Genomic DNA, 23171 nt, shown 5'->3' with positions numbered 1-23171 from the left:
GAGGTCCGGCGATGGCGAGCCAGAATTCCGGCATCCGCACCGCGACATTGGCCGGTGCCGTGGTTCTGCTGCTGATGCTGATCAGCGGCGTTGCCGCCGGCTGGTGGGTCATCCGTGACGGCATCCACCAGCGCAACATCGTCAACCACACGCGCAGCGTCATCGAAACCCTGCTCGAAGCCGAAACAAGCCTGCTGGAATCAATGGCTTTGCGCAATCAGGCGCTGAGCAGCGACGACCGCCGGCAGGAAGAGGCCATGAACGCCGCGCTAGAACACACGCGCAGGCTGGTGGCCTCGCTGGGCCGGCTGATGCAGGACAATCCGGTGCAGGCACGGCGCGCTGCCGCGCTGGACGAGGCCCTCGGCCAGTTCACCATCGAGCTGCGGAACAGCCTGCTGCGGTACTGGCGGGGCGAGCCGCAGAACCTGCTGATGCTGCTGCGCGAAGCCGGTGCCGGGCGCCGCCGCCTGATGCAGATGAGCACGGCCATGATGGCCGAGGAACGCCTGCTGCTGGCCGCGCGGCTGGAGGATTCCGACCGCACCGCCGGCCGCCTCGTCTGGCTCTTCGGTGCGCTGCTGGCCTTCGGCGTCATCTCCGGCGGCCTCTGCCTGCTGGCGCTCGACCGCCATCTCCGCAGTGGCGCCGAGCGTTACGCCGCATTGGAACGCTCGCAACGACAGACCGAGGCCGCCAATGCGGCCCTGGCGCGGAGCCAGCAGCGGCTGCAATCCATCCTCGACCATGCGCGCGACCCCATCCTGCTGGTGGATGCGCGGGGCCGGATCGCCGCCGCCAACACGGCCGCCGCGGAACAGTTCCGCCTGCCCGCCACCGCCCTGGTGGGCCGCCCGATCCACGCTGTTGTGCCGGCCTATGGCAAACGCTCGGGCGAGGTGCAGGGCCTGCGCCCTGATGGCAGCAGCTTCCCCGCCGAGATCTCCGTGGGCCAATACGAGGACGGGGATGGCACCGCCTCGGTCTGCGTGCTGCGGGACGTCACGGAGCGGCGGCGGCTGGAGCAGCTCAAGAGCGAATTCGTCTCCACCGTCAGCCATGAGCTGCGCACCCCGCTGACCTCCATCCGCGCCTCCCTGGGTCTGGTGGTGGGCGGCGTCGCGGGCGAGGTGCCGGAGGAGGTCCGGGAACTTCTGGAGATCGCGCACAACAACAGCGAGAGGCTGGTGCTGCTGGTCAACGACATCCTGGACATGGAGAAGATCGAGAGCGGACGCCTGGAGTTCCGGCGCGACCGGCAGTCGGCGCGCCGGCTGCTGGAACAGGCGGTGGAGGCCAACCGCGCCTATGGCGGGCAATTCGGCGTCACCCTCGGCCTGGAGGCGGCGGAAGATGCCGCCGTCTTCGCCGATGCGGCGCGCATCCAGCAGGTGCTGGCCAATCTGCTCTCCAACGCCGCCAAATTCTCCCCGAAGGGCGGCGCGGTGGATGTGGCGCTGACGGCGGATGCGGGGAATGTCACCTTCAGCGTGCGCGACCACGGCAAGGGAATCCCGCAGGAGTTCCGCTCCCGCATCTTCCAGCGTTTCGCCCAGGCCGATTCCTCCGATGTGCGGCAGAAGGGCGGCACCGGGCTGGGGCTCTCGATCAGCAAGGCCATCATCGAGCATCATGGCGGCAGCATCGGCTTCGAGGATGCCGAGGGTGGCGGCACCCGTTTCTGGTTCACCCTGCCCCGCCTGGCCGATCCGCTGGCGCGCCTCCCGCAGTCCGAGGTTCCGGCACTGGGGCAGGCTCGCCGCCGCGCCCTGGTGGTGGAGGACAATGCGGATGTCGCGCTGCTGCTGACCCGCCTGCTGGGCCAGCAGGGCTGGGACAGCGAGGTGGCGCGCAGCGCCGACGAAGCCTTCGAGAGCCTGGACCGCACGCATTTCGACGCGCTGACGCTGGACCTGATGCTGCCGGGCGAGGATGGCCTCTCCCTCTTCCGCCGCCTGCGCCAGCGCGCGGATGGGCGGGCCCTGCCCGTCATCGTCATCTCCGCCGTCGCCGAGGCCGGCAGGGCGGCGCTGAATGGCGATGCGGTGGGGGTGGTGGACTGGCTGGACAAGCCGATCGACCAGTCCCGCCTGCGTCAGGCCCTGCGCCAGGCCCTGCATGCCAGCGACCGCCCCGCGCGCATCCTGCATGTGGAGGATGACCAGGATATTCTGCGCATCGTCTCCGCCGTGATGGGCGACGAGGCGGAGATGCTGGCCGCGCGCAGCCTGGCCGAGGCGCGGGCGGTGCTGGCGCGGGACGATGCCTTCGCGCTGGTCATCATCGATGTCGGCCTGCCGGACGGCAACGGGCTGGACCTGCTGACCGAGCTGCGCCAGCTGCCGAAACCGCCGCCGGTGCTGATCTTCTCCGCCAGCGATTACGACGCCGGCACCGCGCGGCATGTCACGGCCTCGCTGGTCAAGAGCCGGACGGAAAATCAGGAACTGCACGAGACGATCCGCCACCTGATCGAGAACCTGCCGCCGGCACCTCATCCGGAATCCCAGTCATGAGCGATATTCCTCTCAGCCGCATCCTCTATGTCGAGGACGATGACGATGTGCGAAAACTCGCTGCCTTCGCGCTGAAGATGGTGGGCAAGTTCACGGTGGAGGCCTGCGCCTCGGGCCAGGAGGCGCTGGAGAAGGCGGAAGGCTTCGCGCCGCAGCTGCTGCTGCTGGACGTGATGATGCCGGGCATGGATGGGCCGACCACCCTGGCGCGGCTGCGCGCATTGCCCGGGATCGCCGATATGCCGGCGGTCTTCATGACCGCCAAGGTGCAACCGCAGGAGGTCGCGCGCTATCGCGGCCTCGGCAGCCTGGAGGTGATCTCGAAGCCCTTCGACCCCATGACGCTCTCCGCCACGCTGCGCGGGATCTGGGACCGCCGGCATGGCTGACGAGATGGAGGATCTCCGCGACCCCCTGCGCCGCCTGCGGGCCGAGGGCGTGCAGCGCCTGGGCGAGCGGGTCGAGGAAGTCGCTGCCGGCTGGTCCAGCCTGGCGGGCCGTCCGTCCTGGGACGAGGAGGCGCGGCAGGAGGCGCGCATGCTGGCCGCGGCCGCGCATCGCCTGGCCGGTGCCGGCGGCACCTTCGGCTTCCCCGCCATCTCGGCCGCCGCCGCGCCGCTGGAGGTGATGCTGCTGGGCCTGGCCGGGAATCCGGCGGCATCGGCCGAGCAGCGCGGCCAGACGGCGCAACTGGTCGAGGCTCTGCGCGACGCCTGGAAGGCCGGGCCGCTGGAGGCGCTTCCGCTCGGGATCGAGGCTGGCCCGGCCGCCGCCGACCGCACGGCCGATGCCGTCCTCCTCTTCGTGCCGCCGGAGCAGCGGACGGAACTGGCCCATGTCATCGGCAATCTCGGCTATCCGGTGGAACAGGCGGGGACGCTGGAGGAGCTGCCCGCCAGCCCCCGCGCCCTGACCACCGCCCTGGTGGACGAGGCCGTGCCAGGGGCGCTGGAGGCCTGCCGCCGGCTGTCGGGGCAGTATCCGGTGATCCTGCTGGCGGAAGAGGGCGATTTCTCCACCCGCCTGGCCGCCGCCCGCGCCGGCGTCTCCGCCGTGATGGCCAGGCCGCTGGAGGTGAATGAGCTCGCGGATTGGCTGGACCATTTCGCGGCGCAGGGAGTGGAGGCGGGCTATTCCATCCTGGTGGTGGATGACGACCCGCTGCTGGCCCAGGCCTATGCCCTGGCCCTGGGCCGTGCCGGCATGCGGGTGACGGCGGTCAATGACCCGCGCGAGACGATGGAAACCCTCTCCGCCCTGCATCCCGACCTGATCCTGATGGATGTGCAGATGCCGGAGGTGGACGGGATCGAGCTGGCGCGCGTCATCCGCCAGACCCGGCGCTACCTCTCGCTCCCCATCGTCTTCCTCTCGGCCGAGCAGGACCGGACGCGGCAGCTGCTGGCACGCCGCCTGGGGGGTGACGACTTCATCCCCAAGCCGGTCGACCTCGACCGCCTCGTGACGCTGGTGCGGCTGCGGGCGGAGCGCGCGCGCTCGCTCCGCGCGGTGATGGAGAGCGACAGCCTCACCGGCCTGCTGAACCATGCCCGCTTCAAGGAAAGGCTGGCGCTGGAGCTGGAGCAGGCCCAGCGGCAGGGCACGGAGCTGAGCCTGGCCATCATCGACCTCGACCGCTTCAAGAGCGTCAACGACACCCATGGCCATCTGGTGGGGGACCGGGTGATCCGCGGCCTCGCCCGCAGCCTACAGAAGCATCTGCGCCGCACCGACGTGATCGGCCGCTATGGCGGGGAGGAGTTCGCCGCCCTGCTGCCATCCACCCTGCCCGGCGCCGCGGCGGCGCGGCTGAACCAGATCCGCGAGCGCTTCGCCGCCACGCCCTTCGACGGCATGCGGGGCGCCTTCCGGGTCAGCTTCAGCGCCGGCATCGCCAGCAGCGCGCGCCATATGACGGCGGAAGCCTTGATTTCCGCCGCCGATGCCGCCCTCTATGCAGCGAAGCGCGCGGGGCGGAACCGGGTGAACCAGGATACCGGCCCCTGAACCGGAAAGGCTGCCCCCATGCCCATCGACGAGAGCCTGACCTTCCGACCCGTCAACATCGCCATCCTGACCGTCTCCGACACCCGCGACCTCTCCACCGACAAATCCGGCCAGCTTCTGGCGGACCGGATCTCGGCGGCGGGGCACCTGGTGCATTCCCGCCGCATCGTGCGGGATGAGGCCGATGCGATCGAGACGGTGCTGCGCCGCTGGGTGGAGGACCCGGAGATCGATGTCGGCATCACCACCGGTGGTACCGGCATCACCGGCCGCGACGTGACGCCCGAGGCCTTCGGCCGCGTGCTGGAGAAGGAGATCACCGGCTTCGGCGAGTTGTTCCGCATGCTCAGCTACCAGAAGATCGGCACCAGCACGATCCAGTCCCGCGCCATCGGCGGCGTGGCGGGCGGGACCTACCTCTTCGCCCTGCCCGGCTCCTCCGGCGCGGTGCGGGATGCCTGGGACGATATCCTGCGCTTCCAGCTCGATGCCCGGCACAAGCCCTGCAACCTGGTGGAGCTGATGCCGCGGTTGCAGGAGCACCTGAAACCCGGCGCCTGACAGCCTGCGGCGTCGCCAGCCGTTCTATCGATGTTCTTGACTCCCGCCAGGTCGCGTCGCAATGATCCCATTGAACGAACAGGGAACGCGGCATGCCGGAGGGCAGCATCCACGACGCCTCTGCCCTGCTGCCCGGTGCGCGCAAGGGCCGGGGCGCCACCACCAATCCCGCCATCCGCTTCGACCGCCACAGCACCGTGGCCTTCGACGACGGCTGGAATACGCTGGAGGAAGACGCGGCGGAGCTGCCGCCGCTGGCCACCACCCTGATCCGCGACAGCAGCCGCACGGCGCTGGCCTGGAACAAGTCGCCCGATCTCGGCTTCGACCGCTCGATCAACCCTTACCGGGGCTGCGAGCATGGCTGCGTCTACTGCTTCGCCCGGCCCACCCATGCCTATCTCGGCTTCTCACCCGGGCTGGATTTCGAGACCAAGCTGCTCTTCAAGCCGCAGATTGCGGAACTGCTGGAAGCCGCGCTGCGTAAGCCGGGATACCAGCCCGCCACCGTGGCGCTGGGCTCCAATACCGACCCCTACCAGCCCATCGAGCGGACGATGAAGCTGACGCGGGCGGTGCTGGAAGTGCTGGAACGCTTTGGCCATCCGGTGGTGGTGGTCACGAAATCGGCTGGCGTGCTGCGCGACCTCGACATCCTCTCCCGCATGGCGGCGCGCGGGCTGGCGCGGGTCTGCCTTTCCGTCACCACGCTCGACCCGGCGCTGGCGCGCATCCTGGAACCCCGGGCAGCCTCCCCGCAGCGGCGGCTGGACACCATTGCCCGGCTGACGGAGGCCGGGGTGCCCGTGGCCGTGCTGGCGGCGCCGATGATCCCGGCGGTCAACGACATGGAGCTGGAGCGCATCCTGGAACGCGCCGCCAGCCAGGGCGCGGACCGTGCCGGCTATGTCCTGCTGCGCCTGCCGCTGGAGATCGGCGAGATCTTCGAGGCCTGGCTGCACCAGCACATGCCCGACCGTGCCGCCAAGGTGATGGCCCTGGTGCGGCAGACGCGCGGGGGCGAGGTCTATGACAGCCGCTTCGGCCAGCGCCAGAGCGGCACCGGCCCCTATGCCGAGATGCTGGCACGCCGTTTCCAGGTGGCGGTGAAGCGGTTGGGGCTGGAACGGCGGGAGCACGGCCATACCGGCCCCGCCGGGCTGCGCGCCGATCTCTTCAGCGTGCCGCCCCGGCCGGGCGAGGCGGTGCAGCTGCCGCTGTTCTGAGGCGCGCGGTCAGGCGGCGCAGGCCTGACGGAAGTAGCGGGCCAGCCGGTCGTATTGCCGCCTGGGCTTCAGGCCAATGAAATGCACGAAGGTCGGGCTGATCCGGTCCCAGCCGAAGATGGGGGTCGGGATGCCGGCAATGCTGCGCCTGGGCTTGCGGATCACAGAGATGCCATGGGCCGGGTCGAACCGCATGCCGAAGGCCCGCCAGGTCGATACCATCAAGGAAGCATCGCCGATCCGGCCGTTGCAACTGTCCAAGCCGTTCAGGCCCATCCAGAGCCCGATATAGATCTCGTCGGTCTGCGCCGGCTTGCCGCGATGAAGGCCCACGCCCAGATGCTCCCGCCGCCGCAGGTAGTAGTCGTTCAGCCCTTCGAAGAACTGCGCGGCGGCCGGACTCTGGTCGAAGGAGAAGACTCCGGAGTTCATCTGCACCAGATAGGGCGCGCCCTCCTGCTGGAGCAGCCTGGCGATATCCGCGCCCTTCCACTCCCCCGAGGTGCGCCGGCCGCCAGTGATGGCGAAGGGATAGGGACGCATCATTTCCCAGTAGGCATCGATGTCGCGCTTCATCAGCAGGCAGTCCACGTCCACGAACATCGCCCGCTGGTAGGGAGAGGTCTTGAACAGGCGGATCTTGTTCATGAAGCCGGGATAGAGAGGATGATCCTCTAAAACCGAGAAGTCATCGAAGAGCTTCCGGTCCTGCGGGCCCAGTTCGGCATTCTCGTCATGGACCAGGCAGATGCGCCGGGTACCGTCCATCACCCGGATGGAAGCCGCCAGGTTACGTGCCATTTCCACGTATTTGGCCGGCCCGGTGGCAAGCAGAAGATAACCTTCCTCAGACATCGGAGCCTCTCACCATAGCATGGATCAGCACAACTCCTTCCTTACCCATCAGTTCATTCGGGTTCGACAAGTTCCAGAGCCATACTGGGTTCCTTCATATGTCGTTCGCGGCGCAGCTTACGAGGGGCGCGGCCGGCTATAGCGCTCGCCAGCCGATATCGCGGCGGCAGAAGCCCTCCGGCCAGCGAATGGCATCGACGGCGGCATAGGCGGCGTCGTGGGCCCGTTGCAGGGTCGCCCCTGTGCCGGCCACGCCCAGCACCCGCCCGCCGGTGGCGATCAGCGCGCCATCCTCCCGCCGCGCCGTGCCAGCATGGAAGACCTGGGCACCGGGGATGCGGGCGGCATCCTCCAGCCCCTCGATCACGGTGTTCTTCACATAGCTGCCGGGGTAGCCACGGGCGGCCATCACCACCACCATGGCGGCCTCGTCCGACCAGCGCAGGGAGAAGCGGTCAAGCTCCCCATCGCAGGCGGCCAGCAGCGCGGCCAGCAGGTCGGACTGCAGGCGCAGCATCAGCACCTGGCATTCCGGGTCGCCGAAGCGGACATTGAACTCGATCAGCTTCGGCCCTTCCTCGGTCAGCATCAGGCCGACGAAGAGCACGCCGCGGAAGGGCGTGCCGCGCTTCGCCATCTCCGCGAGGGAGGGCCGCACGATGCGCTCCATCACCTCGGCTTCCAGCGCGGGGGTGAAGGCGGGCGGCGGGGAATAGGCGCCCATGCCGCCGGTATTCGGCCCGGTATCGCCATCGCCCACGCGCTTATGGTCCTGCGCGGCCGCCATGGGCAGCGCCGTGGTGCCGTCGCAGAGCGCGAAGAAGGAGACTTCCTGGCCGAGGAGGCATTCCTCCAGCAGGATGCGCGCGCCAGCCTCGCCATGCACGCGGCTTTCCATGATGTCGGCGATGGCGGCCTCGGCCTCCTCCATCGTCTGCGCCACCACCACGCCCTTGCCGGCGGCCAGGCCATCGGCCTTCACCACGATGGGCGCGCCCTTCTCCCGCAGATAGGCGCGGGCGGCATCGGCATCCTCGAACTGCGCCCATTCGGCGCCGGGCACGCCGGCGGCGGTGGTGACCTCCCGCGTGAAGGTCTTGCTGCCCTCCAGGCGCGCGGCGGCGGCGCTGGGGCCGAAGCAGCGCAGCCCGGCCTCGGCGCAGGCATCGGCCAGGCCCAGGGTCAGCGGCGCCTCGGGCCCCACCACCACCAGGTCCACGGCCTGCTCCCTGGCGAAGCTCAGCAGCCCCGGCACATCCTCGGCGCCGATGGCCACGCATTCCGCCACCTCGGCGATGCCGGCATTACCCGGCGCGCACCAGAGCTTGGTCAGCAGCGGAGAGGCCGAGAGCGCCCAGGCCAGGGCATGTTCGCGGCCACCGCCGCCCACCAGAAGCACCTTCATCGCAGCCGCACCCCTACCGGAATTCGGGCAGCCGCTAGCATGACCCGCCCGCCGCGTCAGCCCCGCCCGGTTGCTGGAGGCTTCGTGAGCAGCCGGAGAACTCGCCAGCGGCGCGGCATCGGCCCATACTGGAAAGGATGGACACCGCCGCCGAAGCCCCGCGCACCAACGCCCCCGAATTCACCGTCTCCGAGATCAGTGGTGCCATCAAACGCACGCTGGAGGGCGAGTTCGGCCGCGTGCGGGTGCGTGGCGAGATCACCGAGCTGAAGGCCTATCCTTCCGGCCACATCTATCTGGCGCTGAAGGACGAAGGCGCGAAGATCCGTGCCATCATCTGGCGCTTCGCCGTGCCGCGCCTGACCCTGAAGCCCGAGAACGGGGTGGAGGTCATCGCCACCGGCAAGGTCTCCGCCTATGGCGAGCGGTCCGATTACCAGTTGATCATCGACCGGCTGGAATATGCCGGTGAGGGCGCGCTGCTGGCCCGGGTGGAGGCGCTGCGCAAGAGGCTCGCGGCCGAGGGGCTGTTCGACGAGTCCCGCCGCCGCCCCCTGCCCCGCCTGCCCCGCGTGATCGGCGTGGTCTCCTCGGAAAAGGGCGCGGTCATCCAGGATATCCGCACCACCATCGCGCGGCGCTTCCCCAGCCACATCCTGCTCTGGCCCGTGCCGGTGCAGGGCCAGGGCGCTGCGGAGCAGATCGCCGCCGCCATCGAGGGGTTCAGCAGGCTGCCCCCGCATATCCCGCGCCCTGACGTGGTGATCGTGGCGCGCGGCGGCGGCAGCCTGGAGGACCTGATGGCCTTCAACGAGGAGATCGTCGTCCGCGCCGCCGCCAATTGCCCGATCCCGCTGATCTCGGCCGTCGGGCACGAGACCGATACGACGCTGATCGACCTCGCCTCAGACCGGCGCGCGCCCACCCCCACCGCCGCCGCCGAACTGGCCGTGCCGGCGCGGGTGGAGCTGATGGCGGCGCTGGACCAGACTTCCGCGCGCCTGCTCTCCTGCGGGCAGGCCAGCCTGAACCATGCGCGCCTCCGCCTCTCCCGCGTGGAGGCGCGGATGCCCGACCTGCCAGGGCTGGTGGGCGCCGCGCGGCAGCGGCTGGATGACCGGGCGGAGCGGTTGCAGATGGCGCCCATGGCGCTGCTGGCCCGCAAGCGCGGCACGCTGGACGCCATCGCCCCCCGCCTGCCCCACCCGCGGGAGACGCTGGCGGGCCACCGCCACAGCCTCTCCCATCTCGACACCCGCGCCCGCGCGGCCTTGCAGCGGCTGACCGACCAGCGCCATGCGCGCCTGGCCCGGATCGCCGATCCCGCCGCCGGCATGGCGGCCCGGCTGCGGGAGGCGCGGCTGCATCTCTCCGGCCTCGGCGCGCGGCTGGAGGGTGCATCCTACCAGGGCGTGCTGGCGCGCGGCTTCGCCCTCATCCGCACTGCGGAGGGGCATCCCGTCACCCGCGCCGCCGGGGTCGCCCCCGGCGCGCTGTTGTCCATCACCCTGCAGGACGGCACGCTGAACGCCACCACCACCGATGGCAGCGCGGCCCCGCCGGGACCAGCGGCGCCGCTCGCGCCGAAGCGCACGAAACCCGCTCCCAAGCCGGAACAAGGCTCTCTGCTGTGACCCTGCCCCGCCGCCACCTCCTGGCGCTGCCGCTGCTGCTGGCAGGGCTACCATCCTGCGCCCGGCAGGCGGCGCGGGCCGCCTCCGCCACCACGGGTCCGGCGCTGGAGATCGGCCCCGACGGGCTGACCCAGGGCGGGCTGGCCCTGGGCCAGGTGGCGCCGGGCAGCCGCGTCACCCTGGATGGCAAGCCCGTGCGGGTCGGGCCGGATGGCCGCTTCGCCCTCGGCTTCGCGCGGGACGCGGGGCCGGGCGCCCGGCTGGTCGCCACCGCGCCGGACGGGCGCAGCGAGACACGCGACCTGGCGATTGCCACGCGCGAATGGGATATCCAGCGGCTGAACGGGCTGCCGCCGGCCATGGTCTCCCCCAATGCCCAGCAGCTGGCACGCATCCAGGCCGAGCGGAAGCGCATCGCCGCCGCCCGCGCCGTGGATAGCGACCTGCCCTTCTTCGCCGGCCCCTTCGCCTGGCCGGCGCGTGCCCGCATCAGCGGCGTCTATGGCAGCCAGCGCATCCTGAACGGCGAGCCGCGGGCACCGCATCTCGGGCTGGATATCGCCGCTCCCACCGGCACGCCGGTCGTGGCCATGGCCGGTGGCCGCATCTCGCTGGCAGCTCCGCTGTATTTCACGGGAAACACCGTCATCCTCGACCACGGCCACGGCATCGCCAGCCTCTACGCGCATCTCTCCGCCATCGACGTGGCGGAGGGCGAGATGGTGCGGCAGGGGCAGCGCATCGGCGCCGTCGGCGCCACCGGGCGGGTGACGGGGCCGCATCTGCATCTCGGGTTCAATTGGTTCTCCACCGCGCTGGATCCTGCGTTAGTGCTTCAAGCCACGTAGGAGCGACACGGCCATGGAGAGGCTGACGGACCTAATCTACGAAGCCGCGCTGGACCCGGCGGGCTGGCAGTCCGTTTTCGAAGCCCTCTCCGGCCTGACAGGCGCGCGCGGCGCCACGCTGTTCAACGCCGGGCCGGGGCCGGTGCGCTGGATGGTCTCCCCCGGCCTGGAGGAGATGTTCCACGCCTTCGTCACCACCAAGGCCTGGGACATGAACGACCGCGCCGCGCGCGGAATCGCCAGGCATCATGCTGGCTTCCTGGGCGACCAGCATCTCTATACGCCGGAAGAACTGGCCAGGAGCCGCTTCCACCGCGAGTTCCTGCACCAGCATGGGCTGGGCTGGTGCGCCGGCACGGTGATCAACCCGCCCTCCGGCGACCAGCTGATCCTGACGGTGGAGCGCGGGCGGGATGACGGGCCGGTGCCGGAGACCGCCATCGCCAAGCTGGATATCCTGCGCCCGCATCTGGCACGCGCGGCCCTGCTCTCGGCACGGCTGCGGCTGGAGCGGGCGAATGCCGCCGTCGTGGCCTTGGAGATGCTGGGCCTGCCGGCCGCCATGATCTCCGCCGCCGGACGCGGCCTGGCCATCAACAGCTTCCTGGCAGAGCTGGTGCCCGCCGTGCTGCAGGACCGGCAGGAGCGGCTGGTCCTGTCCAACCGCATCGCCGATCTGTCGCTGACCGCCGCCCTGATGGCCATGCGGACCGGGGACGGATCCGGCCCGCGTTCCATCCCCCTGCCGGCGACCCAGGAGCGGCCGCCGATGGTGGCGCATCTGGTGCCCGTGCGGGGCGCGGCGCGGGATGTCTTCAGCCAGGCCATGGCGCTGCTGGTGCTGACACCGGTGCGGCACGGCACGGTGGTAGCGGCCGAGGTGATCCAGGGCCTCTTCGACCTCACCCCGGCCGAGGCCCGTGTGGCCCATGGCATCGGCACCGGCCGCACGGCGGAGGAACTGGCGCGGAGCCTCGGTATCTCCGTCGAGACGATACGCAAGCACATCGCCGCCGTGCTGACCAAGACCGGCCTGCCGCGGCAGGCGGCGCTGGTGGGGCTGCTGGCCGGCAGCATTCCTCCCGGCCAGCGATAGGGGGCGGCCATCCGCCCCGCCTCGCCCCGGTCAGGCGCTTCCGGCCGGCCGGGGCGCGGCCGCTCAGACCCGCAGCAGATGCACCTCGACGCTCGGGCGCTTGCGGAGCCGGCGGCCGAGCGCCTTGCGGAGCGCCGCGCGCGCCGCTTCCCGCAGCGTGTCGTCCTCGGCCCGCAGGTTGGCGGGCAGTTCCGTCACGCTACGCGCCAGATCGGCGGCCAGCTGCTCGGGCTCATGATCCGTCATATCGAAGAGGCCGGGGGCGGAAACCTGCGGCGTGCCCATGACGCGGCCGGACCGGTCCACCGCCAGGGAGGCGACGACGATGCCATTGAAGAGCATCCGCCGCCGCGCGCCCAGCACGGCGCCATCCAGCGGCAGCAGCCGCTCGCCATCCACCACCAGGCGGCCGGTGGGAACGCCCTCCACCACATCCGGCGCCCCATTGCCGGACAAGGGGGCGAGGCGCAGCATATCGCCATCCTCGACCAGGATCGGGGTGCTGCCCATCTCCCGCGCCAGGGAGGCGTGTTCCTGCAGGTGGCGCCACTCGCCATGCACCGGCACGGCATAGCGCGGCTTCACCAGGGAATAGAGCTTGCGCAGCTCATCCCGGCAGGCATGGCCGGAGACATGGACCATGTGGTCGTCGGCGGTCATGACCTTGCAGCCGCCACGCGTCAGCTCATCCTGCATCCGCAGCACGGCCTTCTCGTTCCCGGGGATCATGCGGGAGGAGAAGATGACGGTATCCCCCTCGCCCAGCGAGATGCGGGGATGGGTATCGGCGGCGATCTTGGCCATCGCCGACCGCTCCTCGCCCTGGCTGCCGGTGCAGATGATCAGCAGCTCGTTATCCGGCAGGTCATCGGCCTCATCCTCGCTGATGAAGGAGGGGATGCTCTGCAGGTAGCCGCATTCGCGCGCCGATGCCTCGACATTACGCAGGCTGCGGCCGAAGAGCGCGACCCGGCGCCCGACCTTCTGCGCCGCCAATGCGATGGATTCGACGCGGGCCAGATTGGTGGCGAAGCAGGTGATGGCCACCCGCCCCTTCAGCGGCCGCAGCAGCGGCACCAGGTTGCGCCGCACCTCGGCCTCGCTGCCCGCGCTGCCTTCGACCATGGCGTTGGTGCTGTCGCAGACCATCGCCAGCACGCCTTCCTGGCCCAGCCGGGCGAAGGCGTCCAGGTCGGCGGGCTGGCCGATCAGAGGGTCCGGGTCCAGCTTCCAGTCGCCGGTATGCAGCACCGTGCCGTAATGCGTGCGGATGGCGATCGACTGCGGCTCCGGCACCGAATGGGTGACGCGGATGAAGGTCAGGTCGAAGGGGCCAAGCTGCACCTGCCCGCCCAGCGGGATGATGTGCAGCGGCACCTGATGGGCCAGATTCGCCTCGGACAGCTTGCGGCGCAGGACGGAGGCCGTGAAGGGCGAGGCATAGACGGGGCACCGCAGCTGCGGCCAGAGATGCGCCACCGCGCCCACATGATCCTCATGGGCATGGGTGATGACCATGCCTACCAGCTTGTCACGCCGCTGCGCCAGCCAGGCGGGATCGGGGGTCATCACCTCGGCCTCGGGATTATCGTTACCCCCGAAGCCGATGCCGCAGTCAATCGCCAGAAGCTGCCCGTCGCAACGATAGACGTTCAGATTCATGCCTATCTCGCCCGCCCCGCCGAGCGGAATGAAGGCAAGGTCGCCAGTGATCAGGTTCATAGAGTCTCACAGTCAGAGTTATTCAAGCCGTCGGTCTCATCGGAGAGGCCCCGGGTGCGCCTGCGGACGGGCGCGGCATCCGGCAGCCATCTCAGTCATTCTCGGCCCGCAGATCGGGCAAACTCGTACGATGGAAAATGGGGATGGGGTTGCGATCCGCCAACAGGCGGAGCCCTTCCAAGGTGATATCGGGGGCGGTGTACTCCATCACCGGTGTGCCCTCAGCGAGGAGGGGCGCCAGGCCACCGGTGCCGATGACCTTGAGCGGGGCGCCGAACTCGGCGCGGATCCGGGTGATGATTCCTTCCACGAGACCCACATAGCCCCAGAAGATGCCGGATTGCATCGCCGGAACGGTGCTGCGGCCGATCACGGATTGGGGACGGCCGATGCCGATGCGCGGCAGCCGCGCCGCCGCGCGATGCAGCGCCTCGATTGAAAGATTAATGCCGGGTGCAATGATCCCGCCGAGATAGGCGCCATCGGTATCCACGACGTCGAATGTCGTTGCGGTCCCGAAGTCGATGACCACAAGCGGACCCTTGTAGTGGTGATGGGCGGCCAGGGCGTTCAGCAGCCGGTCGGCGCCGACCTCCTCGGGGTTGTCGACCCGGATGGGGAATCCCCAGTCCAGCGGCGCCCGTGCCACCAGCGGCTCGCAGGAGAACCATTCCCGGCAGAGGCGGCGCAGGTTGTAGAGGGCGGCGGGCACCACCGTGCCGATGACGCAACGCTCGATCTCGATGGGGCGGATGCCGATATGGCCCAGAAGCGTCAGCAGCCAGACGGCGTATTCGTCGCTGGTGCGGTCGGCCCGCATGGCGATGCGCCAGCGGCCGCGCCATTCGGTCCCGTCATGGATCGCGAAGACGACATTGGTATTGCCGGCATCGATAGCGAGCAGCATCAGTTCCCCTCCCATCGGGGTTGTGGTTTAAAATCCCGGACGCGGCGCCCGTTGCCGGAGCAGCGCGGCACCGCAGCATTTTTATGGCAAAGCCAGAGGCTCCTAGCCCAGCACCTCTCCGGCCGCGACGGGCAACAGCCCCTCGGGGGTGGAGAGCAGGAGGCGGCCCTGTTCGTCGAGCCCGGCGAAGCCGCCCTGCAATGCCCGGCCACCCTGGCGCAGATGCAGCGGCGTCTGCGGCGCCGGCCCCCGCGCGACCCAGGCCTTCCGCACCGCGGCCAGCCCGCGGGCCCGCCACAGATCCACCGATGCGAGCAGCCGCCAGGCGAAGGCGACCGGGTTCTGCGGCACGGCGCCGGCCTGCATGAGGCTGATGGTCGGCCGGTCCGGCAGGGCGGGCGCCATGGCCAGGTTCACGCCGATGCCGATGACGACCCAGTCGATCCTGCCCGCCGCATCCACCCCGCCCTGGGAGAGGATGCCGGAGCATTTGGCACCATTCAGCAGCAGGTCGTTCGGCCATTTCAGGCGGAGGGCGGCATCGGGCGGCAGCACCTCGGCCACCGTATCGGCCAGGGCGACGCCGGCCAGCAGGCTCCATTGCGGCAGGGCCAGGGCCGGTCCGCCGGGGCGCAGCAGCATGGAGATGAAGAGGTTGCCTTCGGGGGATGACCAGGCCCGCCCCTGGGTGCCGCGCCCGGCGCTCTGCCGGCGGGCCAGGACAGCGAGCCCCTCGGGCTCCCCCCCCTGGGCGGCAGCCAGCACGAGGTCCTGCGTGCTGGCCAGTTCGTCATGGATGGCGAGGCGCCATCCCCCGGCGGGGGGACGCCGTCCCGCAGCCGGCGTCACCCAACCAGGGCCGCGACGGCGGCCTGGGCCGCCGCCAGGAAGGGCGCCGGGAAGGCGAAGAAGAAGACCGTGAACAGCCCCGTTCCCGCCAGGATGACGGAGAGGCTGGCCGGCCGTGCATCCAGCGCGCCGATGCCGGTGTCGAAATACATCACCTTGATGACACGCAGGTAGTAGTAGGCGGAGATGGCCGAGGTCAGCACGCCGACCACCGCCAGCGTCATATAGCCACCCTGGATGGCGGCGCCGATGACGAAATACTTGCCGAAGAAGCCGGCCATCGGCGGGATGCCGGCCATGGAGAACATGAAGACCGTCATGGCCAGCGCCATGGCCGGGTCCGTGCGGCCCAGCCCGGCGAGGTCATCCACGCCCTCCAGCGCCCGGCCCTGCCGGCGCATCGCCACCAGCACCGCGAAGACGCCGACATTGGTGAAGAGGTAGATGGCCATGTAGAGCAGCAGGGAGCGCACCCCCAGCTCGCTGCCCACGGCCAGGCCCATCAGCGCGTAGCCGACATGGCCGATGGAGGAATAGGCCATCAGCCGCTTGATGTTCTTCTGGCCGATCGCCGCCAGGGCGCCCAGGATCATGGAGCCCAGCGAGCAGAGGATGATGACCTGCTGCCACTCGGCCGCCAGATCCCCGAAGGGCCCCGCGGCCACACGGGTCAGCAGCCCGATCGCCGCGACCTTGGGCGCCGAGGCAAAGAAGGCCGTCACCGGCGTCGGAGCGCCCTCATAGACATCGGGCGTCCACATATGGAAGGGCACGGCCGAGACCTTGAAGGCCAGCGCCGCCAGCACGAAGACCAGTCCGACCACCAGCCCGAAGGGCGCGCCATCGGTCACGCCCACCGCATCGGCGATGCGGTCGAAATTGGTGGAGCCGGCGAAGCCGTAGACCAGGCTGGAGCCATAGAGCGCAAGGCCCGAGGCCAGCGCACCCAGCACGAAATACTTGAGGCCCGCTTCCGAGGAGCGCGCATTGTCGCGGTCGAAGGCGGCCACGACGTAGAGCGAGAGCGAGAGCAGCTCCAGCCCGATATAGAGCGCGATCAGGTCGTTGGCGGAGAGCATGATCATCATGCCCACGGTGCTGAAGAGCAGCAGCACCGGATATTCGAACTTCGCCAGGCCTTCTTTGACGTTCCAGTCCAGCGCCAGCAGCAGGCCGAGCGCCGCGCCGGCGATCACCAGCAGCTTGGTGAAGCGGGTGAAGGCGTCCGACACATACTGGCCGGCATAGGCGGTGCCTTCCGGCTGCATCAGCACCAGCAGGCCCGCCAGCAGGAAGGCGCCCAGCACGCCCATGTTCACGGCATAGTTGGTGTCGCGCTTCGGGATCACGCCGCCGACCAGCGCCAGCAGGCCGGCCACGGAGAGCACCAGCTCGGGGAGGATGAGAGTCCAGCTGTCCATGGTCACATCCCCGCCAGACGCGGCAGGGCCAGGGCGGCTTCATGCCGCGCCAGCAGCGCCGTGACGCTGGCATCGAAGAACGAGGTGAAGGAAGACGGGTAGATGCCCATCCAGATCGTCAGCAGCACCAGCGGCGCGAAGGTCAGGTATTCCCGCGGGCTGAGATCCAGCAGGGACTTGATCTCGCCCTTGGTGAGATTGCCGAAGAGGACGCGGCGATAGAGCCAGAGCATATAGGCGGCGCCCAGGATCATGCTGAAGCCGGCGAGGAAGGCGACCCATGGGTTCACCTGCCAGGCGCCCACCAGCACCATGAACTCGCCCGGGAAGCCCGCCGTGCCCGGCAGCGCCACGGAGGCCATGGTGAAGAGCATGAAGAGCACGGCATAGGCCGGCATCACCTTGGCCACACCGCCGTAGCGCGCGATCTCACGCGAGTGGACGCGGTCATAGACCACACCGACGCAGAGGAAGAGCGCGCCGGAGACGATGCCGTGCGACAGCATCTGGAAGATGGCGCCCGAGAGGCCCTGGTGGTTCAGCACGAAGATGCCCAGCGTCACGATGCCCATATGGGCGACGGAGGAATAGGCGATCAGCTTCTTCATGTCCTCCTGCGCCATCGCCACCAGCGAGGTGTAGATGACGGCGATGATGGAGAGCGCGAAGATCAGCGGCGCGAACCATTCCGTCGCCTGCGGCAGCAGCGGCAGGCTGAAGCGCAGGAAGCCATAGCCGCCCATCTTCAGCAGCACGCCGGCTAGGATGACGGAGCCCGCCGTCGGCGCCTCGACATGCGCGTCCGGCAGCCAGGTGTGCACCGGCCACATCGGCACCTTCACGGCGAAGGAGGCGAAGAAGGCGAGGAACATCCAGATCTGCACGTTCTGCGGGATCTGCAGGTTCGCCAGCGCGGGGATGCTGGTGGTGCCGGCCATGTACCAGAGGGTCAGGATGGCCAGCAGCATCAGCAGGGAGCCGAGCAGCGTGTAGAGGAACAGCTTATAGGCGGCATAGACCCGCCGCGCGCCACCCCAGACACCGATGATCAGGAACATCGGCACCAGCACGCCCTCGAAGAAGATGTAGAACATCAGCATGTCGAGCGAGGCGAACATGCCGATCATCATCGTCTCGAGCACCAGGAACGCGATCATGTATTCGCGCACCCGGGTCTGCACCGCCTCCCAGGAGGCCAGGATGCAGATCGGCGTCAGCAGCGTCGAGAGCAGGACGAAGAGGACGGAGATGCCGTCCACGCCCATGTGATAGCCCAGGCCGAATTCCGGCATCCAGGCCATCTGCTCGACGAACTGGTAGTCGGCGGTCGACTTGTCGAAGCTGAACCACAGGATCAGCGACAACCCGAAGACGATCAGGCTGGTCCAGAGGGCCGTCCAGCGGGCGTTAGAGGCGACGACCGCCTCCTCACCCCGGATGAAGAGGAGGATGCCCGCGCCCACCAGCGGCAGGAAGGTGAGCAGCGAGAGCAGGGGGAAACCCGCGGCGTTCATCGACCGATCCCGAACAGGAAGATGCTGACGAAGAGGACGAGGCCGATGATCATCGTGAAGGCATAGTTGGCCACGCGCCCGTTCTGGAAGCGCGAGACCCGGCCCGCCGCGTCGGCGGTCAGGGCCGCGACGCCGTTGGGCATGCCGTCGATGACCTTGGCGTCGCCCACCTTCCACAGCCAGGAGGCAAGGCGGCGCGTCGGCTGCACGAAGATGGCGTCGTACAGCTCGTCGAAATACCACTTGTTCAGCAGGAAGCGGTACAGGCCAGGGAAGGTCGCGGCCAGCCGCACCGGGATGGCCGGGACGAACATGTAGAAGACATAGCCGATCGCGATGCCGGCCAGGCCCACCACCGTCGGCGCCAGCGGCACCCAGGACGGAACCTCATGCACGTCGTGCATGATGTGGTTGCCGGGCTGGTTGACGATCGAGCCGTTCCAGAAGGCCATCCAGTCATGGCCCACGAAATACGGGGCGAAGAGCGCGCCGGCGAAGAGCGCGCCGGCCGCCAGCACCAGCAGCGGCACCATCATGACCGCCGGGCTCTCATGCACATGCTCCATCACGTAATGGTCGGCGCGCGGCTTGCCATGGAAGGTCAGGATGATCAGCCGCCAGGAGTAGAAGGCGGTCAGCAGCGCCGCGATCATGCCCATGGCGAAGGCATAGGTCGCGGTCCAGCCATGGCCCGCGAAGGCGGCCTCCAGCACGAAGTCCTTGGAATAGTAGCCGGCGAAGAAGGGCATGCCCGCCAGCGCCAGGCTGCCGATCCAGAACATGGCGTAGGTCAGCGGGATCTTCTTCCAGATGCCGCCCATCTTGCGGATGTCCTGCTCATCCGACATCGCGTGGATCACGGAGCCGGCCGAGAGGAAGAGCAGCGCCTTGAAGAAGGCATGGGTGAAGAGGTGGAAGATGGCGCCCTGATAGGCGCCGACGCCCACCGCGATGAACATGTAGCCGAGCTGCGAGCAGGTCGAGTAAGCGATGACGCGCTTGATGTCGTTCTGCACGCAGCCGATCGTCCCCGCGAAGAAGGCCGTCGTGGCGCCGATGAAGGTGATGAAGGCCAGCGCGTGCGGCGCGTATTCGATGACCGGCGACATGCGCGCCATCAGGAAGACGCCCGCCGTCACCAGCGTCGCCGCATGGATCAGGGCGGAGACCGGCGTCGGGCCCTCCATGGCGTCCGGCAGCCAGGTGTGCAGGCCGATCTGCGCCGACTTGCCCATGGCGCCACCGAACAGCAGGAAGGCGATCAGCTCCAGCGACGGGATGCCGCCGATGGTCTGCTCCCGCGCCGCCTCGACACCTTGGAAGATGCCGTCGAACTCAATGGTGCCGAAGGTCCAGAAGGTGAGCGCCATGCCCATCATGAAGAACAGGTCGCCCACGCGGTTGACGATGAAGGCCTTCATCGCCGCGCGGTTGGCGCTTTCCTTCTCGTACCAGTAGCCGATCAGCAGGTAGCTCGCGAGGCCGATGCCCTCCCAGCCGAAGAAGAGCTGGGCCAGGTTATCCGCCGTCACCAGCATGAGCATCATGAAGGTGAAGAGCGAGAGATAGCTGAAGAAGCGCGGCGTCGTCGGGTCGTGGGACATGTAGCCCACGGAATAGACGTGGATCATGGTCGAGATGAGCGTGACCATGGCCACCATCACCGCGGCGATGGTGTCGTAGCGCAGCGCCCAGGAGACCTGCAGTCCGCCCACATCGATCCAGGTGCCCAGATCGATCGTGGTGGGCGCATGGCCCAGGGCCACATTGGCGAAATTGGCCAGGCCGCAGATGGCGGCGAGCGCCATGAAGAAGACCGTGACCCACTGCGCCGCCTTGTCGCCGATCAGCCGGCCGAAGAGGCCAGCGATGATCGAGCCGACCAGCGGGAAGAAGATGGCACCGATATACATGCGCCTAGCCCTTCAGCGTGGACACGTCGTCCACGGCGATGCTGCCGCGGTTGCGGAAGTAGATCACCAGGATGGCCAGGCCGATGGCGGCCTCGGCGGCCGCCACGGTGAGGACGAACATGGTGAAGATCTGCCCCGTCAGGTCCTGCAGCGCGGCCGAGAAGGCCACGAAGTTCAGGTTCACCGAGAGCAGGATCAGTTCCAGCGACATCAGGATGACGATGATGTTCTTGCGGTTCAGGAACATCCCGAGGACGCCCAGAACGAAGAGGATGGCACTGACCGTCAGGTAGTGCCCGAGCCCGATGGTCATCAGTGATGCCCCCCGCCATGGCCATGGTCGTCATGCGCGACAGCCTTGGGCTTGGCTTCCTCCGGCAGCGCGGGGCGGCGGATGCCCAGCTCGCCCAGGCCCTTGCGGGCCGCCACGTTCTGCAGCGGCACAGACTCGGCCCGCGCCACCTGCACGGCGATGTTCTGGCGCCGGCTGTTCGGCGCCTTCTCGCGCAGCGTCAGCACGATGGCGCCGATCATGGCCACCAGCAGGATCAGGCCCGAGGCCTGGAAGAGGAAGATGTAGTCCGTATAGAGGATGCGGCCGATCGCCTGGGTATTGGTGCCGGCATCCCCGGACATGGCGTTCAGCCGCAGCGCCCCGGCATCATCCGCGAATTGCCAGCTGCCATAGACGAACAGCAGCTCCAGCAGCAGGATGCCGCCGATGATGGCACCGAAGGGCAGGTAGCGCTGGAAGCCAGAGCGCAGCTGCGCGAAGTCGATGTCGAGCATCATGACGACGAAGAGGAAGAGGACCGCGACCGCGCCGACATAGACGATGGCCAGGATCATCGCCAGGAACTCGGCCCCCGCGATCAGGAACAGCGCCGCGGCGTTCATGAACGCCAGGATCAGATAGAGCACGCTGTGGACGGGGTTGCGGCTGGTCACCACCATGACCGCACTGGCGATCAGGATGGCCGCGAAGACATAGAAGGCAAGAGCCGCGATCATCGCACCCCACCCCCGCGCTGTTGCAGCGTCATGGCACCGTTCCAGAAGAGACAGAGATCCGCCCGAGCAGGGGACGGGGCCGCGAGGGATCGCGGCGGAGAGGGGCGGCCAGCCCTCCCCGCCCTGAACTCAGCGGTAAGGCCCGTCCAGCTCCAGACGCTTGGCCAGCACCGGTTCCCACCGGTCGCCGTTCGAGAGGAGCTTCTCCTTGTTGTAGATCAGCTCCTCGCGCGTCTCGGTGGAGAATTCGAGGTTCGGCCCCTCGACGATGGCATCCACCGGGCAGGCTTCCTCGCAGAGGCCGCAATAGATGCACTTCGTCATGTCGATGTCGTAGCGCGTGGTGCGGCGGCTGCCATCGTCACGCGGTTCGGCCTCGATGGTGATGGCCAGGGCGGGGCAGACGGCCTCGCACAGCTTGCAGGCGATGCAGCGTTCCTCGCCATTGGGGTAGCGACGCAGCGCGTGCTCCCCCTTGAAGCGGGGCGAAAGCGCCAGCCTCTCATTCGGGTATTTGAGCGTAGCCTTGGGCTTGAAGAAATACTTCAGCGTCAGCGCCATGCCCGAGACCAGTTCGGTCAGCAGCAGGCTATAGGCCGCGCGGTCCAGCGTCGCCATGTGTCACCTCGCGGCGCGGGGGTAGCCCGCGCCCTTCGTTTCGACAAGTCGGATCATACCGGCAGCCACCCGGCGAGCTTCAGCACGAAGGCCGTCAGCACCAGCCAGACCAGGCTGATCGGCAGGAAGACCTTCCAGCCCAGGCGCATCAGCTGGTCGTAACGGTAGCGCGGGAAGGTCGCGCGCACCCAGACGAAGGTGAACATGCACAGGCACACCTTCAGGATGAACCACAGCGGCCCCGGCACCCAGTTGAAGGGCGCGATGTCCACCGGCGGCAGCCAGCCACCCAGGAACAGGGTGGTCGTCATCGCCGACATCAGGAACATGTTGGCGTATTCGCCCAGGAAGAACAGGGCGTAGGTCATGGAGGAATATTCCACCATGAAGCCGGCCACCAGCTCGGACTCGCCTTCCGCCAGGTCGAAGGGCGTGCGGTTCGTCTCGGCGAGCGTCGAGATGAAGAAGATGATGAACATCGGGAAGAGCGGGATGAAGAACCATACCGTCTTCTGCGCCAGCACGATCTCCGTCAGGTTCAGCGAACCCACGCAGAGCAGCACCGTCACGATGACGAAGCCCATGGAGACTTCGTAGGAGACCATCTGCGCCGCCGAGCGCAGCGCGCCCAGAAAGGCGTATTTCGAGTTCGACGCCCAGCCCGCGATGACGATGCCGTAGACACCCAGCGAGCTGATGGCGAAGAGGTAGAGGATGCCGACATTGATGTCGGCAATGGCCCAGCCCTCGTTCACCGGGATCACCGCCCAGGCGACCATCGCCAGGATGAAGGTGAGCATGGGCGCGAAGATGAACAGCGCCCGGTTGGCGCCGGAGGGGATGATCGTCTCCTTCAGCAGCATCTTCGCGGCATCCGCGAAGGGCTGCAGCAGGCCGAAGGGCCCCACCACGTTCGGGCCGACGCGCAGCTGCATCGCCGCCATGATCTTGCGCTCGGCATAGGTCATGTAGGCGACCGCGATCAGCAGCGGCACCAGGATGGCCAGCGTCTGGGCGATGGTGATCGCCAGGACGCCGATGGGCGAGCTGAGAAAACCGTCCATCGTC

Annotated in this window: 20 protein-coding genes; 8 read left to right on the top strand and 12 right to left on the bottom strand. The window is 68.6% G+C overall.

Annotated features, from left to right (window positions below; genetic code table 11):
- Window positions 1-11 precede the first annotated feature (11 nt).
- From IAI58_RS05955 to IAI58_RS05935, 5 genes are all read left to right on the top strand, one after another.
- Complete coding sequence (locus IAI58_RS05955; protein WP_207445139.1) at window positions 12-2516, top strand: ATP-binding protein; 2505 nt, start codon at window positions 12-14, stop codon at window positions 2514-2516.
- On the top strand, window positions 2513-2905 hold the full coding sequence (locus IAI58_RS05950; RefSeq protein WP_207445140.1) for a response regulator: 393 nt from the start codon (window positions 2513-2515) through the stop codon (window positions 2903-2905). Before IAI58_RS05955 ends, IAI58_RS05950 begins: the two co-directional genes overlap by 4 nt.
- Window positions 2898-4523: a GGDEF domain-containing protein gene (locus tag IAI58_RS05945; protein WP_207445141.1), complete on the top strand. Its 1626-nt coding sequence runs from the start codon at window positions 2898-2900 to the stop codon at window positions 4521-4523. The genes IAI58_RS05950 and IAI58_RS05945 overlap by 8 nt, the downstream gene beginning before the upstream one ends.
- Before the next feature lie 18 nt (window positions 4524-4541).
- Window positions 4542-5084 (top strand): molybdenum cofactor biosynthesis protein B, encoded by a 543-nt coding sequence (gene moaB, locus IAI58_RS05940; RefSeq protein WP_207445142.1) that lies wholly within the window; start codon window positions 4542-4544, stop codon window positions 5082-5084.
- A 92-nt stretch (window positions 5085-5176) separates the two neighbouring features.
- Window positions 5177-6310 (top strand): PA0069 family radical SAM protein, encoded by a 1134-nt coding sequence (locus IAI58_RS05935; protein WP_207445143.1) that lies wholly within the window; start codon window positions 5177-5179, stop codon window positions 6308-6310.
- A gap of 9 nt (window positions 6311-6319) precedes the next feature.
- Here IAI58_RS05935 and IAI58_RS05930 read toward each other — a convergent pair whose 3' ends face one another.
- Both IAI58_RS05930 and purD read right to left on the bottom strand, forming a co-directional pair.
- Window positions 6320-7165 carry a glycosyltransferase family protein gene (locus IAI58_RS05930; protein WP_207445144.1) on the bottom strand — a complete coding sequence of 282 codons (846 nt, stop codon included), beginning with the start codon at window positions 7163-7165 and terminating at the stop codon, window positions 6320-6322.
- 136 nt (window positions 7166-7301) lie between these two features.
- Window positions 7302-8570: a phosphoribosylamine--glycine ligase gene (gene purD, locus IAI58_RS05925; protein WP_207445145.1), complete on the bottom strand. Its 1269-nt coding sequence runs from the start codon at window positions 8568-8570 to the stop codon at window positions 7302-7304.
- Between the two features lie 137 nt (window positions 8571-8707).
- Here purD and xseA point away from each other — a divergent pair, with 137 nt between their 5' ends.
- The 3 genes from xseA to IAI58_RS05910 are packed head-to-tail and all read left to right on the top strand — an operon-like array spanning window position 8708 to window position 12148.
- On the top strand, window positions 8708-10204 hold the full coding sequence (xseA, locus tag IAI58_RS05920) for an exodeoxyribonuclease VII large subunit (RefSeq protein ID WP_207445146.1): 1497 nt from the start codon (window positions 8708-8710) through the stop codon (window positions 10202-10204).
- On the top strand, window positions 10201-11052 hold the full coding sequence (locus IAI58_RS05915) for a M23 family metallopeptidase (protein WP_237182918.1): 852 nt from the start codon (window positions 10201-10203) through the stop codon (window positions 11050-11052). The genes xseA and IAI58_RS05915 overlap by 4 nt, the downstream gene beginning before the upstream one ends.
- 13 nt (window positions 11053-11065) lie before the next feature.
- Window positions 11066-12148, top strand: coding sequence for a helix-turn-helix transcriptional regulator (locus tag IAI58_RS05910; RefSeq protein ID WP_207445147.1), 1083 nt, complete (start codon window positions 11066-11068; stop codon window positions 12146-12148).
- Window positions 12149-12211: 63 nt separating this feature from the next.
- On the opposite strand, the gene IAI58_RS05905 is transcribed toward IAI58_RS05910, so the two are convergent.
- The 10 genes from IAI58_RS05905 to nuoH all read right to left on the bottom strand — a co-directional run bounded on the left by IAI58_RS05905 (window position 12212) and on the right by nuoH (window position 23167).
- A complete protein-coding gene (locus IAI58_RS05905; RefSeq protein WP_207445148.1) occupies window positions 12212-13870 on the bottom strand; it encodes a ribonuclease J in 1659 nt (552 codons plus the stop codon).
- 91 nt (window positions 13871-13961) lie between these two features.
- Window positions 13962-14777, bottom strand: a complete 816-nt coding sequence (locus IAI58_RS05900) for a type III pantothenate kinase (RefSeq protein WP_207445149.1) — start codon at window positions 14775-14777, stop codon at window positions 13962-13964.
- A gap of 102 nt (window positions 14778-14879) precedes the next feature.
- Entirely contained in the window at window positions 14880-15626 is a 747-nt protein-coding gene (locus tag IAI58_RS05895) for a biotin--[acetyl-CoA-carboxylase] ligase (RefSeq protein ID WP_207445150.1), read from the bottom strand.
- Entirely contained in the window at window positions 15623-17047 is a 1425-nt protein-coding gene (gene nuoN / locus IAI58_RS05890; protein WP_207445151.1) for an NADH-quinone oxidoreductase subunit NuoN, read from the bottom strand. Before nuoN ends, IAI58_RS05895 begins: the two co-directional genes overlap by 4 nt.
- A gap of 2 nt (window positions 17048-17049) precedes the next feature.
- Window positions 17050-18561: an NADH-quinone oxidoreductase subunit M gene (locus IAI58_RS05885; RefSeq protein WP_207445152.1), complete on the bottom strand. Its 1512-nt coding sequence runs from the start codon at window positions 18559-18561 to the stop codon at window positions 17050-17052.
- A complete protein-coding gene (gene nuoL / locus IAI58_RS05880) occupies window positions 18558-20474 on the bottom strand; it encodes an NADH-quinone oxidoreductase subunit L (RefSeq protein ID WP_207445153.1) in 1917 nt (638 codons plus the stop codon). The genes IAI58_RS05885 and nuoL overlap by 4 nt, the downstream gene beginning before the upstream one ends.
- 4 nt (window positions 20475-20478) lie before the next feature.
- Window positions 20479-20787 (bottom strand): NADH-quinone oxidoreductase subunit NuoK, encoded by a 309-nt coding sequence (nuoK, locus tag IAI58_RS05875; RefSeq protein ID WP_207445154.1) that lies wholly within the window; start codon window positions 20785-20787, stop codon window positions 20479-20481.
- Window positions 20787-21485 (bottom strand): NADH-quinone oxidoreductase subunit J, encoded by a 699-nt coding sequence (locus IAI58_RS05870; protein WP_207445155.1) that lies wholly within the window; start codon window positions 21483-21485, stop codon window positions 20787-20789. The genes nuoK and IAI58_RS05870 overlap by 1 nt, the downstream gene beginning before the upstream one ends.
- Before the next feature lie 129 nt (window positions 21486-21614).
- Window positions 21615-22103: an NADH-quinone oxidoreductase subunit NuoI gene (nuoI, locus tag IAI58_RS05865; RefSeq protein ID WP_207445156.1), complete on the bottom strand. Its 489-nt coding sequence runs from the start codon at window positions 22101-22103 to the stop codon at window positions 21615-21617.
- A gap of 53 nt (window positions 22104-22156) precedes the next feature.
- The gene (gene nuoH / locus IAI58_RS05860) at window positions 22157-23167 is read right to left on the bottom strand and encodes an NADH-quinone oxidoreductase subunit NuoH (protein ID WP_207445157.1); all 1011 of its coding nucleotides are present in this window, start codon (window positions 23165-23167) and stop codon (window positions 22157-22159) included.
- Window positions 23168-23171 lie beyond the last annotated feature (4 nt).

The sequence above is a fragment of the Roseomonas marmotae genome (assembly GCF_017654485.1).
In the GTDB taxonomy this organism is placed as follows: Bacteria; Pseudomonadota; Alphaproteobacteria; order Acetobacterales; family Acetobacteraceae; genus Pseudoroseomonas; species Pseudoroseomonas marmotae.
Note: the sequence above shows the minus strand (reverse complement) of the source record. Positions and strands in the feature narration are given on the sequence as shown.

What these genes read in the sequence shown, in the direction of transcription:
- IAI58_RS05955 (WP_207445139.1), top strand. Translation starts at nt 12, where the DNA reads ATGGCGAGCCAGAATTCCGGCATCCGCACCGCGACATTGGCCGGTGCC.
- IAI58_RS05950 (WP_207445140.1), top strand. Translation starts at nt 2,513, where the DNA reads ATGAGCGATATTCCTCTCAGCCGCATCCTCTATGTCGAGGACGATGAC.
- IAI58_RS05945 (WP_207445141.1), top strand. Translation starts at nt 2,898, where the DNA reads ATGGCTGACGAGATGGAGGATCTCCGCGACCCCCTGCGCCGCCTGCGG.
- moaB (WP_207445142.1), top strand. Translation starts at nt 4,542, where the DNA reads ATGCCCATCGACGAGAGCCTGACCTTCCGACCCGTCAACATCGCCATC.
- IAI58_RS05935 (WP_207445143.1), top strand. Translation starts at nt 5,177, where the DNA reads ATGCCGGAGGGCAGCATCCACGACGCCTCTGCCCTGCTGCCCGGTGCG.
- IAI58_RS05930 (WP_207445144.1), bottom strand. Translation starts at nt 7,165, where the DNA reads ATGTCTGAGGAAGGTTATCTTCTGCTTGCCACCGGGCCGGCCAAATAC.
- purD (WP_207445145.1), bottom strand. Translation starts at nt 8,570, where the DNA reads ATGAAGGTGCTTCTGGTGGGCGGCGGTGGCCGCGAACATGCCCTGGCC.
- xseA (WP_207445146.1), top strand. Translation starts at nt 8,708, where the DNA reads ATGGACACCGCCGCCGAAGCCCCGCGCACCAACGCCCCCGAATTCACC.
- IAI58_RS05910 (WP_207445147.1), top strand. Translation starts at nt 11,066, where the DNA reads ATGGAGAGGCTGACGGACCTAATCTACGAAGCCGCGCTGGACCCGGCG.
- IAI58_RS05905 (WP_207445148.1), bottom strand. Translation starts at nt 13,870, where the DNA reads ATGAACCTGATCACTGGCGACCTTGCCTTCATTCCGCTCGGCGGGGCG.
- IAI58_RS05900 (WP_207445149.1), bottom strand. Translation starts at nt 14,777, where the DNA reads ATGCTGCTCGCTATCGATGCCGGCAATACCAATGTCGTCTTCGCGATC.
- nuoN (WP_207445151.1), bottom strand. Translation starts at nt 17,047, where the DNA reads ATGGACAGCTGGACTCTCATCCTCCCCGAGCTGGTGCTCTCCGTGGCC.
- IAI58_RS05885 (WP_207445152.1), bottom strand. Translation starts at nt 18,561, where the DNA reads ATGAACGCCGCGGGTTTCCCCCTGCTCTCGCTGCTCACCTTCCTGCCG.
- nuoL (WP_207445153.1), bottom strand. Translation starts at nt 20,474, where the DNA reads ATGTATATCGGTGCCATCTTCTTCCCGCTGGTCGGCTCGATCATCGCT.
- nuoK (WP_207445154.1), bottom strand. Translation starts at nt 20,787, where the DNA reads ATGACCATCGGGCTCGGGCACTACCTGACGGTCAGTGCCATCCTCTTC.
- IAI58_RS05870 (WP_207445155.1), bottom strand. Translation starts at nt 21,485, where the DNA reads ATGATCGCGGCTCTTGCCTTCTATGTCTTCGCGGCCATCCTGATCGCC.
- nuoI (WP_207445156.1), bottom strand. Translation starts at nt 22,103, where the DNA reads ATGGCGACGCTGGACCGCGCGGCCTATAGCCTGCTGCTGACCGAACTG.
- nuoH (WP_207445157.1), bottom strand. Translation starts at nt 23,167, where the DNA reads ATGGACGGTTTTCTCAGCTCGCCCATCGGCGTCCTGGCGATCACCATC.